Origin of the sequence: Pseudomonas meliae (genome assembly GCF_001400515.1) — a bacterium.
GTDB classification, from domain to species: Bacteria; Pseudomonadota; Gammaproteobacteria; order Pseudomonadales; family Pseudomonadaceae; genus Aquipseudomonas; species Aquipseudomonas amygdali.
Genome location: NZ_LJQT01000459.1, coordinates 1 through 11,408 on the forward strand (window position 1 = coordinate 1; position 11,408 = coordinate 11,408).

The 11,408-nt window shown below is 59.6% G+C and carries 13 protein-coding genes; 7 read left to right on the plus strand and 6 right to left on the minus strand.

The features are described from left to right. Positions 1 to 159: 159 nt before the first annotated feature. From ALO64_RS20955 to ALO64_RS20965, 3 genes are all read right to left on the minus strand, one after another. Entirely contained in the window at positions 160 to 930 is a 771-nt protein-coding gene (locus ALO64_RS20955) for a molybdopterin-dependent oxidoreductase (RefSeq protein ID WP_002554189.1), read from the minus strand. Continuing rightward, positions 927 to 1,556 carry a cytochrome b/b6 domain-containing protein gene (locus tag ALO64_RS20960; protein WP_044343736.1) on the minus strand — a complete coding sequence of 210 codons (630 nt, stop codon included), beginning with the start codon at positions 1,554 to 1,556 and terminating at the stop codon, positions 927 to 929. Before ALO64_RS20960 ends, ALO64_RS20955 begins: the two co-directional genes overlap by 4 nt. 72 nt (positions 1,557 to 1,628) lie before the next feature. Continuing rightward, positions 1,629 to 2,234: a hypothetical protein gene (locus ALO64_RS20965; RefSeq protein ID WP_054991791.1), complete on the minus strand. Its 606-nt coding sequence runs from the start codon at positions 2,232 to 2,234 to the stop codon at positions 1,629 to 1,631. A 169-nt stretch (positions 2,235 to 2,403) separates the two neighbouring features. Here ALO64_RS20965 and ALO64_RS20970 point away from each other — a divergent pair, with 169 nt between their 5' ends. Both ALO64_RS20970 and ALO64_RS20975 read left to right on the plus strand, forming a co-directional pair. Next, on the plus strand, positions 2,404 to 3,093 hold the full coding sequence (locus ALO64_RS20970; RefSeq protein ID WP_002554192.1) for a heavy metal response regulator transcription factor: 690 nt from the start codon (positions 2,404 to 2,406) through the stop codon (positions 3,091 to 3,093). After that, entirely contained in the window at positions 3,072 to 4,442 is a 1,371-nt protein-coding gene (locus ALO64_RS20975; protein ID WP_044343734.1) for a heavy metal sensor histidine kinase, read from the plus strand. The genes ALO64_RS20970 and ALO64_RS20975 overlap by 22 nt, the downstream gene beginning before the upstream one ends. A 19-nt stretch (positions 4,443 to 4,461) precedes the next feature. Here ALO64_RS20975 and ALO64_RS20980 read toward each other — a convergent pair whose 3' ends face one another. Together ALO64_RS20980 and ALO64_RS26570 are read right to left on the minus strand one after the other, a co-directional pair. Further along, positions 4,462 to 5,130 carry a polysaccharide lyase family 7 protein gene (locus ALO64_RS20980; RefSeq protein ID WP_005733740.1) on the minus strand — a complete coding sequence of 223 codons (669 nt, stop codon included), beginning with the start codon at positions 5,128 to 5,130 and terminating at the stop codon, positions 4,462 to 4,464. A 103-nt stretch (positions 5,131 to 5,233) separates the two neighbouring features. After that, on the minus strand, positions 5,234 to 5,356 hold the full coding sequence (locus tag ALO64_RS26570) for a hypothetical protein (protein WP_268794406.1): 123 nt from the start codon (positions 5,354 to 5,356) through the stop codon (positions 5,234 to 5,236). 329 nt (positions 5,357 to 5,685) lie between these two features. Between ALO64_RS26570 and ALO64_RS20990 the strand changes: the two genes are divergently transcribed. From ALO64_RS20990 to ALO64_RS21010, 5 genes are read left to right on the plus strand one after another with little or no spacing between them, the layout of a single operon-like run. Next, positions 5,686 to 6,138 carry a MarR family winged helix-turn-helix transcriptional regulator gene (locus tag ALO64_RS20990; RefSeq protein ID WP_002554194.1) on the plus strand — a complete coding sequence of 151 codons (453 nt, stop codon included), beginning with the start codon at positions 5,686 to 5,688 and terminating at the stop codon, positions 6,136 to 6,138. Beyond that, positions 6,135 to 8,222, plus strand: coding sequence for an FUSC family protein (locus ALO64_RS20995; RefSeq protein ID WP_044343732.1), 2,088 nt, complete (start codon positions 6,135 to 6,137; stop codon positions 8,220 to 8,222). The genes ALO64_RS20990 and ALO64_RS20995 overlap by 4 nt, the downstream gene beginning before the upstream one ends. Next, entirely contained in the window at positions 8,219 to 8,428 is a 210-nt protein-coding gene (locus ALO64_RS21000; protein ID WP_054991792.1) for a DUF1656 domain-containing protein, read from the plus strand. The genes ALO64_RS20995 and ALO64_RS21000 overlap by 4 nt, the downstream gene beginning before the upstream one ends. Then, positions 8,425 to 9,309 carry an efflux RND transporter periplasmic adaptor subunit gene (locus ALO64_RS21005; RefSeq protein ID WP_044343731.1) on the plus strand — a complete coding sequence of 295 codons (885 nt, stop codon included), beginning with the start codon at positions 8,425 to 8,427 and terminating at the stop codon, positions 9,307 to 9,309. The genes ALO64_RS21000 and ALO64_RS21005 overlap by 4 nt, the downstream gene beginning before the upstream one ends. Beyond that, a complete protein-coding gene (locus ALO64_RS21010) occupies positions 9,306 to 10,739 on the plus strand; it encodes an efflux transporter outer membrane subunit (RefSeq protein ID WP_044343730.1) in 1,434 nt (477 codons plus the stop codon). Before ALO64_RS21005 ends, ALO64_RS21010 begins: the two co-directional genes overlap by 4 nt. A gap of 20 nt (positions 10,740 to 10,759) precedes the next feature. Here the strand turns inward: ALO64_RS21010 and ALO64_RS21015 are convergent, their stop codons facing one another. After that, on the minus strand, positions 10,760 to 11,305 hold the full coding sequence (locus tag ALO64_RS21015) for a GNAT family N-acetyltransferase (protein WP_044343729.1): 546 nt from the start codon (positions 11,303 to 11,305) through the stop codon (positions 10,760 to 10,762). Between the last annotated feature and the right edge of the window lie 103 nt (positions 11,306 to 11,408).

Sequence of the window (11,408 nt, forward strand, 5' to 3'; positions counted from 1 at the left end):
CCGCACCGGGCCATGGATGGTCCGTTGCGGCGACCCCCGGATCAGTGCCATGACGAAGGAACGGCATTCCCACGCTGGAGCGTGAGGAACGATAATCTAACTACCGCCATCGTGCGACGCTCTGCGTCGAATGCCCTTCTGGACGCTCTGCGTCCGCGCCTAGATCCCGCTGAACCAGTTGTAGCCCTGATCCTCCCAGTACCCGCCAGGATTTTCGTTGCTGACGAAGATCTCGACGATGTGCTTGGGGTTCTTGAAGCCCAACTTGGTCGGCACTCGCACCCGCAGCGGGTAACCGTAATCCGGTGGCAGGGCGACTTCACCGAAGTCCAGCGCCAGCAATGTCTGCGGATGCAGCGCAGTAGGCATATCCAGGCTTGAATAATAGCGATCGGCGCACTTGAAGCCGACGAAACGTGCCGTGGTATCGGCACCGATGTACTCCAGAAAAGTCTTCAGCGGCACACCGCCCCATTGTCCTATCGCACTCCAACCCTCAATGCAGATCAACCGCGTGATGTCGGTGCGTTGCGGCAATTTGCGCAGTGCATCCAGCGTCCACGGCTGCTTGTCACGCACCAGCCCGGACACCGCCAGCCGATAGTCGGAAAGCTCCACCTCCGGCACGTTGTATTCGGGGTAGAACGCATTGAACGGGAACGGGTTGGTCAGCTGCGCCTTGCTGTAGGTCGGGGCCAGTTTCTGGCCGTTGAACAGCCAGGCCTGAACCCGGTCATTCCAGCGCGACATGGCCCACAGCACTTTGTCGACCTGATCGCCATCCTGCAGGTTGCAGCCGGTGAGCATCGACATCGCCCCCACTGTCAGCCCGGCGCGTAGAAACGAGCGGCGCTGGATATCGACCAGCTGGCTCTGCTGCGCAGGCTCCAGACGAATGCGCTGGGTGATGCGTTTACGAGGTTCGTTCATGGTTGCGCAGTCCCGTCTTCGTTCGGCTGGCGGTCGCCGGTAATCATGGGTAACAAGGTACTGGGCACCAGCACGACCAGCACCAGATGAACAACAACAAACGCGCCAATGGCCGTCATCGCGCCAAAATGCACCCAGCGGGCAAAATCGAACCCGCCCAGCAGGGCAACCAGGCCCTGAAACTGCACCGGTTTCCAGATAGCCAGCCCGGACACCACCACCAGCACGCCCATGATCAACACCAGCCAGTACATCAACCGTTGTACCGCGTTGTAACGGCCTTTGACGTGGGCCAGCCGAAAGTGCAGCGCATCACTCATGTCACGCTTCACTTCGGACGGGCGAACTGGCAGCAGATCGCGTTTGAAGTGGCGGCTGAATACGCCATACAGCACATACAGCACATACAGCAGGCCGTTGATCACCAACAGCCACATGACCGCGAAGTGCCAGGCAATGGAGCCGCCCAGCCAGCCGCCGAGTGTCAGGAATTTGGGAAAGGTGAATGGCATCAGTGGCGACGCGTTATAAATAGCCCAACCGCTCATGAACATGCAGACCATGCCCAAGGCATTGACCCAATGCGTCAGGCGCACCGGCCACGGGTGGATAGGGCGGGTTTTCATGCGCAGATCCCTCTAGATCAGGTGTAACCGAGGATGTCAGCAGCAGCCTGCCACTGACAGCCTCGGCTGCGATTACATCGGCGGGGTAAAACCGTCCTTGCCGACTGCGACACCACGTGCCGACTTGCCGTCGTCAGCCGGGAACACCACGACCTTGGCGCCCTTGGTCAACTGATCAACCTTGCCTGGCTCGACGTAGGGGATAGGCACATCCTGCGGCACCACCAGCTTCTTCTCGCCACCCTCGTATTTGACGGTCAGCGTGCGGCCATCGGTGCCAGCCAACGTGCCAACGGTGCCATTGGTCATGGTGCCGGTACTGCCATCAGCGTTTTCCCAGCCATAGTGACCTTCGCCGCTGCCTTTGAGGCTGGCTTCAAAAACGGTCACTTCCAGCGCTTTCAGTGTGCCGTCCGCCTGCGGGATGGCAGCCGAACCTACAAAACTGTCGCCTTTGATTTGCTTGAAGTCAGCTTCGGACACAAGACGAATACCGGTCTTGTCAGTCAGCTTGATACTTTCGTGCTGACCCGAGCGGGTGGTGAAATCGAGGGTGTCGGCGCTTACGCTGTCGACGGTCCCGCGCATGGGTTTGACCACTTTCATGTCAGCAGCCTGAGTCATGACAGCAGCGCTGAGCAACAGCAGGCCGAACGTAGTAGAGAGTGCAGTCTTCATCGGTACTTCCTTGGCAGTTGATATCTGGAACCCATCCTTGCACCGCTACCGGCACCGCAGAATGACCGGGCAATGACATTTTTGTCATTCGCCGGACACCTTGTCGGCAACTGGTTAGACTTTGGCATCGGCGCACGTGGGTGCCTGCAAAAGCGTAGCGGACAAAACGATGCATATCCTGCTGATTGAAGACGATACCAAAACCGGTGAATACCTGAAGAAGGGCCTGGGTGAATCCGGCTACAAGGTCGACTGGACCCAGCACGGTGCCGACGGCCTGCACCTGGCACTGGAAAACCGCTACGACCTGATCGTGCTGGATGTGATGCTGCCAGGCATCGATGGCTGGCAGATCATCGAAGTGCTGCGCGCCCGGCAGGACGTGCCGGTGCTATTCCTGACCGCTCGCGACCAGTTGCAGGACCGGATTCGCGGGCTGGAGCTCGGCGCTGACGATTATCTGGTCAAACCGTTTTCCTTCACTGAACTGCTGCTGCGCATCCGCACCATCCTGCGCCGGGGCGTGGTGCGCGAGGCAGACCATTTTCATCTGGCCGACCTTGAACTGGACCTGCTGCGCCGCCGCGTGACGCGTCAGCAGCAGGTCATCGTGCTGACCAACAAGGAGTTTGCCCTGCTACACCTGTTATTGCGCCGCGAAGGCGACGTGCTGTCACGGGCACAGATTGCCTCGGAAGTCTGGGACATGAATTTCGACAGTGACACCAATGTTGTGGACGTCGCCATCAAGCGCCTGCGCAGCAAGGTCGACCTGCCCTACCCGGTCAAGCTCATCCACACCGTGCGCGGTATCGGTTATGTGTGCGAGGTGCGGCCATGCGACGCCAGCCTTCCCTGACCCTGCGTTCTACCCTCGCCTTCGCGCTGGTGGCGATGCTTACGGTCAGCGGCGCGGGGCTTTATCTGTACCAGTCCATAGAAGAAACGGTCATGCAACGCAGCGACCACGCGGTACTGGCGCGGCTCGATCATTTCCGCAAGCTGTTGCGCTATGACCTGACGATAGACAACCTCAAAGGCAGCCCGCAACTGTTCGAGAACATGCTCGACAGCGAGGAAGATATTTTCATCATCGGCGAACCGGGCAAGCCACCGGTGATATCGGTCAACCCGCAACGCGCGCCACTGCCAGAGCTACCGACCGTGGCGCAGGATCAGCCTTTACGGGTCGATGACCTGCGCAGTGGCCTGAGCCTGCAAGGCGTGCCGTTGCGTGCGGCGGCAGTACAGGTGATGTCCAATGGCGTTGCAGTGCGCTTGCAGGCCGCGCACCTGATGGTCAAGGAGATGGCCATGCTCGCCAGCTTCCGGCAGAGCATTTATATCGCCGTTGCACTGGCGTTCCTGATTACCGCCGTGCTGGGTTACGTATTGCTGCGACGCGGCTTGTGCCCACTGCGCAGAATGGCCGCCCACGCTGCCGCAATAAAACGGCTCGACAGCCACGACACGCCTGTCGAGCTGCAACAATTGAGCGATGCCTTCAATGCCATGCTTGACCGTCTGGACGATGGCTATCGACGCCTGATGCAGTTCTCCGCCGATCTGGCCCACGAGATTCGTACGCCGGTCGGTTCGCTGATGGGCCACTGCCAGGTTGCCTTGCGCCAGAACCGTAGCGCCGACGAATATCAGGTCCTGCTGGCTTCCAATCTGGAAGAGCTGGAACGTATCTCAAGGCTGGTGGAAAGCATCCTGTTTCTGGCTCGAGCGGACGAAGCCCAGGCCGCGCTGGAACGCCAGCCGCTGGACCTGCACGATGAATTACAACGCGTGGCCGGTTATTTCGAAGGGCTGGCTGAAGAGCGTAATCTGCGGCTGAGCCACAGCGGACAAGGTACGTTGCTGGCCGACCCGATCCTGCTGCGCCGTGCACTGAGCAATCTGGTCGCCAACGCAATTCGCTATGCGAATGAAAACAGCGAAATACTGATTCGTGTTGCGGCAGTTGATCGTCAGTGGCGAATCGAGGTAGAAAATCAGGGCCCGGCATTACCACAAGCCACGCTCGCGCGACTGTTCGACCGCTTCTATCGGGGTGACGCCTCGCGCCATGAGCGCTCGGACTCCAACGGCCTGGGGCTGGCCATTGTTACAGCAATCATGCACCTGCATGGCGGGCGGGTCGAAGTGGCTCAACCCGCCGCCGGCAGAATCTGCTTCAGTCTGATATTTCCAGCGGTCTGAATCTTCCAGACCGTAACAATCAATTCTTTTTCTCGTGGGCAATGGCCAGCTTGTAGAAAGTGGCCGAACCGCCTTCAGTGGTGTAACCGGTATTGTCCTGGGTATAGACCCCTGCCTTGAAGTAGAACAGTTTACTGGCCCAGGCTGAATCCAGCTTGGCGTACCAGACTGCGTCGAAGGCATTGACCGTCAGGTCGCCGCTGGGCGACAGGTTGATGGTGTAGTTGAATTGCTTGTTGAGCGGCACGCCCTGCGCAATGGTAATGACCTCGATTTCCGAGTCCGGCGTACGACGAAACTTGGCGACGATATTGCCGGTCTGCAGCTTCTCCTTGTACTGGTACTCCACCTTCAGCAACGGCTCGGTGCTCTGGTAGCAGTGAATCTGACCGATCACGATTTTGCCCGTGGAAGGCACTTGATCGACCTCCAGCGTCGCGCGCAGAAAATTGTCAGCGCTTGAGTAGGCCCAGTTGAAGACCCTGCCATCGGACGTCGTCTCGCGTAATTCGGAGCGCGGGTACTTGGCGTTCTCTGTGGTGGAACCGGTCACCGGTGCCCAGAAAAACAGCGTATCCCCGGATTGAAAATAGCCATCCCGATAACCCTTAACCAACTTGGGGGTTTCGATGATGGTCGCGGGACTTCCGACAGGGACGGAAAGATTCCAGGTGGCAAGGTCGATCATGGAGTAGCTCGCAAGGTACGCATTGCGCACCAACAGAATGGCTCTGGAACGGGCGTGCTGGCCCGTTGTGGTCAACCAGACTATCGGCTCAATCGTTTATTTTTTAAACAGCAACGACAACACAATGACGCCAATAAACCGCCACAAAAAGACCAATGCCACTACTTTGATGCCAGATCACGACACAAGGCAGATTGCCATCAATTTGCTGCAGACGGCGATTCATCAAGACCCTCCTATCGGGTGCCGCGCCATTTTTTTGAATGGTGCTGCGTAGATGCGCGGGATTTTTAGGCTTATTACCGACGAACGGTAGCAATTATTTTTTGAAATAATGAACTTTCCCCGCTAAAAGCGGAGGCGAACAGCCGTTCATCGCCTCTACGCCCTCTCAAAAAACCCTTTCGGGCGTCCCTGCAACCCAAAAAGCCCCACTGGGCAGTTACGGGTTGACTGTAAGAACTTGTTACGAGATATTAGTTAGCATTCTACTAATATCCTACCTAACAATATTGTTCCTAACTAAATTGTTCACGACTCAGCCCCCGGTGATTTATGCTTGTCGACCCACTGCATCGCGCTGTCAGTAGCGGCCTGGTAGCCGCCTCTCGCCAATGGCGACGCATTTGCCAGAACACACTGGTCACCTATGAAATTTCTGAAGCATGTGCCGGGCCACTGCTGGCCATTGCGCGCCTGGGTGACGGCGTGCATCAGGTAAAAGTCGCGCAGGCGGCCGGCATGGAAAGCCCGACACTGGTGCGCCTGCTCGACCAGCTGTGCAAGGCCGGCATCGTCTGCCGCAGCGAAGACCCCAATGATCGCCGCGCCAAGGCCCTCAGCCTTACGGACAAGGGTCGTGCGTTGGCAGGCTCGATAGAACAGGAGCTGACGCGTCTGCGGGCGGATGTGCTTCAGGGCCTTCAACCTGCCGATCTCGAAGCCACCTTGCGGGTATTTCAGGCCTTCGCCGAGGCTGCACAAGGTGAGCACGGGGGGCAGGTTTGAACGGATTTTTCTCCAGCGTCCCACCGGCACGCGACTGGCTCTACGGCGTGCGTACCTTCGGTGCGTCGATGCTGGCGCTGTACATCGCGCTGTTGATGGAAATGCCTCGCCCCTATTGGGCCATGGCCACGGTGTACATTGTCTCCAGCCCCTTTGTCGGCCCGACCAGCTCCAAAGCCCTGTACAGGGCCGCCGGCACCCTGGCCGGTGCAGCGGCGTCGGTGCTGCTGGTACCGATGTTCGTACAGACGCCCTTGCTACTGGCCATCGTGGTCGGACTGTGGACCGGCACCCTGTTGTTCCTTTCCCTGCACTTGCGCACGGCCAACAGCTACGCACTGATGCTGGCGGGTTACACCATGCCGCTGATTTCCCTGCCGGTGGTCGACAACCCGCAGGCCGTGTTCGACATCGCCGTGTCGCGTACCGAAGAGATTTTCCTCGGCATCATCTGCGCCGCCGTCGTGGGTGCAATGTTCTGGCCCAGACGTCTGGCACCGGTATTTCAGACCACCACGGAAAAATGGTTCAGTGACGCCTCGACCTACAGCCAGCGCTTTATCAGCCGCACCTGTCAGCCCGAGGAAATCGGCGCACTGCGCAATTCGATGGTTGGCAGCTTCAACTCTCTGGAAATGATGATCGGCCAGTTGAGCCACGAGGGCGCACGCAAGCAAACCGTACGCAACGCCAATGAGCTGCGCGGCCGGATGATCCATCTCTTGCCGGTCATCGATGCACTGGATGACGCATTGTGGGCGCTGGAGCGACGCACGCCTGAGCTGTTGGCCAGCCTGAAACCCGTGCTGCACAAGGCTTGCGACTGGCTTGAAAGCACTGCCGACGGCCCGCAACGGGAGCAATGGCAACAGTTGCATGATGAGCTGGAACGCCTTCAGCCGAACTTTACGCAACTGGACGACCGCGATCAGCTGCTGCTCTCCAACACGCTTTTCAGGCTCGGCGAGTGGATTGACCTGTGGCTGGATTGCCGGACCCTGCAATATGCGATCAAGACAGACGATCAATCGCCATGGAGAGCGGTCTATCGCCACTGGCGTCTGGGTCGGTTGACGCCGTTTCTGGACCGCGGCCTGATGCTCTATTCAGTGACCTCGACGGTGCTGGCGATCATCGCTGCATCGGTGTTGTGGATTCTGCTGGGCTGGAAAGACGGCGCCAGTGCCGTGGCGCTGGCAGCGGTGTCGTGCAGCTTCTTTGCAGCCATGGACGACCCTGCCCCGCAAATCTACCGGTTCTTTTTCTGGACTCTGCTTTCGGTGGTATTTGCCAGCCTGTACCTGTTCGTGGTGCTGCCTAACCTGCACGACTTTCCGATGCTGGTGCTGGCCTTTGCGGTGCCCTTCATCTGCGTCGGCACCCTGACTGTGCAACCGCGCTTCTTTCTCGGCACGCTGCTGACCATCGTCAACACCTCGTCGTTCATCAGCATTCAGAGCGCCTACGACGCGGACTTCATGAACTTTCTCAACTCCAACCTGGCCGGACCTGCCGGGCTGTTGTTCGCCTTTATCTGGACGCTGGTGTTCCGCCCGTTCGGGGTTGAACTGGCGGTCAAGCGTCTGACCCGTTTCAGCTGGCGTGACATCGCCAGCCTTAGCGAAGACGCGTCTCTGGCCGAACACCGGCGCATGGGCGTGCAAATGCTCGACCGTTTGATGCAGCAGTTGCCGCGTTTGACACTCACCGCGCAGGACACCGGGATTGCCCTGCGTGAATTGCGCGTCGCGCTGAACATGCTCGACCTGCTGGCCTACACCCGACGCGCCACGCCTGCGGCCCAGGTGCTGTTGCGTCAGGTGATCGATGAAGTCAGCGGCTATTTCAAACACTGTCGCAAGGCCGGTGAAAGGCTGCCCGCGCCCCGCGGCCTGCTGATGGCCATGGACCGCGCACGCCGTTCGTTGACGGCTCAGGAGATGGGCGACAACCCGGCCCGGTTGCATCTGTTGCACGCCCTCAGCGGCCTGCGTCTGGCCTTGTTGCCGGGGGTCGAGATTGTCACCGTCGGCGGCGAACTGACCGAGCAACTGCCGCATAACATCGATGGAGCGCCCCTGTGATCGGTGATCTGGATATCAGCGGGATCTTCATCCCCACGTTCCTGGCGATGATGGGCATCGCCTATCTGCTGTTTCTCGCCCTGCACGCGCTGCTGTCGCGTGCCCACTTCTACCGTCTGGTCTGGCACCGGGCTTTGTTCAACGTAGGTCTATACGCTTTGTTGCTCGGCGCCGTGGATACTCTAAGTCGATACCTGATGACATGAAAAAACCGATACTGACACTGGGCCGCGTGGTCCTGACCCTGCTGGTTGTCACTCTGGCTGCCGTCGTTGTATGGCGCATGGTGATGTATTACATGTACGCGCCGTGGACCCGCGATGGGCATATTCGCGCCGATATCGTGCAGATCGCGCCGGACGTGTCCGGGCTGATCCAGAAGGTCGAGGTCACCGACAATCAGCCCGTACACAAGGGCCAGGTGCTGTTCACCATCGATCAGGACCGCTTCCGCCTGGCCTTGCGTCAGGCGCAGGCGACAGTCGCCGAGCGCCAGGAAACCTGGGAGCAGGCACGCCGCGAGAACAGGCGTAACCGTGGCCTGGGCAACCTGGTGGCGCGTGAGCAACTGGAAGAAAGCCAGTCCCGCGAAGCCCGCGCCCTTTCTGCGCTTGGTGAATCAAAGGTCGCAGTGGATGCCGCGCAGCTGAATCTGGATCGTTCGGTGATCCGCAGCCCGGTGGACGGCTACCTTAACGACCGCGCGCCCCGCGACCATGAATTTGTCACCGCCGGGCGTCCGGTGTTATCGGTGGTCGATGCCGCATCGTTCCATATCGACGGCTATTTCGAAGAAACCAAACTGGACGGCATTCATGTCGGCCAGGGCGTCGACATTCGTGTCATCGGTGACAACGCACGGCTGACCGGCCATGTGGTGAGCATCGTTGCCGGCATCGAAGACAGCGACCGCAGCAGTGGCTCGAACCTGCTGCCCAACGTCAACCCGGCATTCAGTTGGGTGCGTCTGGCACAGCGCATTCCGGTACGCATTGCCTTTGATGACGTACCTGACGACTTCCGTATGATCGCCGGGCGTACTGCAACGGTGTCAATCATCGACGATACGCAGGAGGGCACACGATGAAACGTGCCTTACGCATGGCCGCACTCGGTTTTACTGCCGTGTTGTCGGCCTGTCAGGTAGTCGGGCCGGATTACCAACTGCCCAAGGATGGCGCGATCAATCGTCCGGATTTACAGGGCGAACTGGCCGGGCGCTCGGTCAATACGGTATCGGCCCCGGTGCCTGCGCACTGGTGGCGGCTGTATCAGGATGCGCGTCTGGATGAACTGGTGCGCCAGGCCATTGCCTCTAATACCGACCTGCGCATCGCCGCCGCCAACCTGCAGCGCGCCCGCTACCAGACCTCGGAGGCCGAGGCGGCGGGCGGATTTACCAACGGCGCGAAAATCGGCGCACAGCGCGTGCAGGAATCGGGCGAAGCGTTTCTGCTGACCGACAAGGTGCCGGTCGCCAACGTCGGGGATGTGGGTCTGACTACGTCGTATCAGTTCGATCTGTTCGGCACCTTGCAGCGCGGCATCGAAGCAGCGCAGGCTAATGTCGATGCCAATCAGGCGGCGGTGGATACGGCACGTATCACCGTAGTCGCCGATGTGGTGCGCGCCTACACGCAGATTTGCGCTGCCAACGAAGAACTCGACATCGCCCGCGAATCGCTGGACCTGCAGCAACAGAGCGTAACCCTCAACCAGCGTCTTCGCGATGCCGGGCGAGGCGATGAAACCCAGGTCACTCGCTCGCAGACGCAGTTCAAGTCACTGCGAGCCGAAATGCCCCGTTACGAAGCGCGGCGTCAGGCGGCGATGTTCCGCCTGTCGATGCTGCTGGCTATACCTGTAGAGCAACTGCCCGCCAGGGTCAGCAGTTGCAATGCGCTGCCGCACATTGCGCAGGTCATGCCGGTAGGCGACGGCGCAACACTGCTCAAACGCCGCCCGGATGTGCGTCAGGCTGAACGTCATCTGGCGATGTCGACTGCGCAGATCGGTGTTGCCACCGGCGAGTTGTATCCGGACATCAGCATCGGCGCGAGCATCGGTACTACCGGCCTGATCGAGAACCTCGGCAAACCGGCCGCCAACCGCTGGGGCTTCGGGCCGCTGCTGAACTGGACCATCCCGTCCAACGGCTCACGCGCACGCATCCATCAGGCCGAAGCCTCCGCGCAAGCTGCACTGGCGCGCTTTGACGGTGTGGTGCTCAACGCCATCCGTGAAACCCAGACCGGTCTGGCGCAATACACCGCCCTGCTCGACCGTCGCGATGCTCTCAAGGAAGCCGAACAATCGGCCAAGGAAGCGGCTGACCAGACCCACCGCTTCTATCAGGCCGGACGCGCCTCGTTCCTCGCTGACCTGCAAGCCACACGCACTTACACCGACGTGCGCGCACAAATGGCCGAAGCCAACACCCAGGTGGCCATGGGACAGATCAACCTGTTTCTGGCGCTCGGCGGCGGCTGGGAGAAGGATGACGTGGCGCAGAAGTAGTAAAGGCGCTCGCCTCGCCATCAGGCCTCGTTCGGATTGATCAGTGCCCTCAGGACATGGTCTTCCCAAACTCCGGCAATTTTCAGGTAGGCGCGCGCGTACCCTTCCTTTTCGAAGCCGAGTGATTGCAGAAGTCGCTCGCTGCGTACATTGGCTGGCATGTGGCTGGCCATGATTCGATGCAGCCCCATCTGTTCGAAACAATAGCGATTGCCCACCTCAAGCGCCCTTTGCATCAAGCCACGCCCCTGAGCAGCCTCTGCCAGCGAGAAGCCGAGGTTGCAGGCCTGAAAAACGCCCCTCACGATATTCGTGTAACTGCACCGCCCCAGCAATTCGCCGCCGCCTGAGTCGATGACGAGGAAGAAAACCGCGCTGCCGGACTGCATGCTTTCCCACTGCTGCTGAACCCTGGATCTGGCGTTTTCGAGAATGAAATAGTCATCGTCCCTGAACGGTTCCCAAGGCTGCAGATGCTTGCGATTGGCCTTTTCGTACCGGTTGATCAACTCGCAATCATCAAACGCCAATACCCTTATAGAAAAGCCCTCACCTGAATACTGCATGCATCCTCCCGCGTCAGTCATTGCCGACGCTCACCACCTGGCTTGTTATACCTGATGATTCCAGCACTGGACGCTCTACGCCACAAGAGGACGCGGAGCGTCC

Bases quoted from the DNA above. Each gene is read 5' to 3' on its own strand.
- ALO64_RS20955 (WP_002554189.1), bottom strand. From the start codon at position 930: ATGAACGAACCTCGTAAACGCATCACCCAGCGCATTCGTCTGGAGCCT.
- ALO64_RS20960 (WP_044343736.1), bottom strand. From the start codon at position 1,556: ATGAAAACCCGCCCTATCCACCCGTGGCCGGTGCGCCTGACGCATTGG.
- ALO64_RS20965 (WP_054991791.1), bottom strand. From the start codon at position 2,234: ATGAAGACTGCACTCTCTACTACGTTCGGCCTGCTGTTGCTCAGCGCT.
- ALO64_RS20970 (WP_002554192.1), top strand. From the start codon at position 2,404: ATGCATATCCTGCTGATTGAAGACGATACCAAAACCGGTGAATACCTG.
- ALO64_RS20975 (WP_044343734.1), top strand. From the start codon at position 3,072: ATGCGACGCCAGCCTTCCCTGACCCTGCGTTCTACCCTCGCCTTCGCG.
- ALO64_RS20980 (WP_005733740.1), bottom strand. From the start codon at position 5,130: ATGATCGACCTTGCCACCTGGAATCTTTCCGTCCCTGTCGGAAGTCCC.
- ALO64_RS26570 (WP_268794406.1), bottom strand. From the start codon at position 5,356: ATGAATCGCCGTCTGCAGCAAATTGATGGCAATCTGCCTTGTGTCGTG.
- ALO64_RS20990 (WP_002554194.1), top strand. From the start codon at position 5,686: ATGCTTGTCGACCCACTGCATCGCGCTGTCAGTAGCGGCCTGGTAGCC.
- ALO64_RS21005 (WP_044343731.1), top strand. From the start codon at position 8,425: ATGAAAAAACCGATACTGACACTGGGCCGCGTGGTCCTGACCCTGCTG.
- ALO64_RS21010 (WP_044343730.1), top strand. From the start codon at position 9,306: ATGAAACGTGCCTTACGCATGGCCGCACTCGGTTTTACTGCCGTGTTG.
- ALO64_RS21015 (WP_044343729.1), bottom strand. From the start codon at position 11,305: ATGCAGTATTCAGGTGAGGGCTTTTCTATAAGGGTATTGGCGTTTGAT.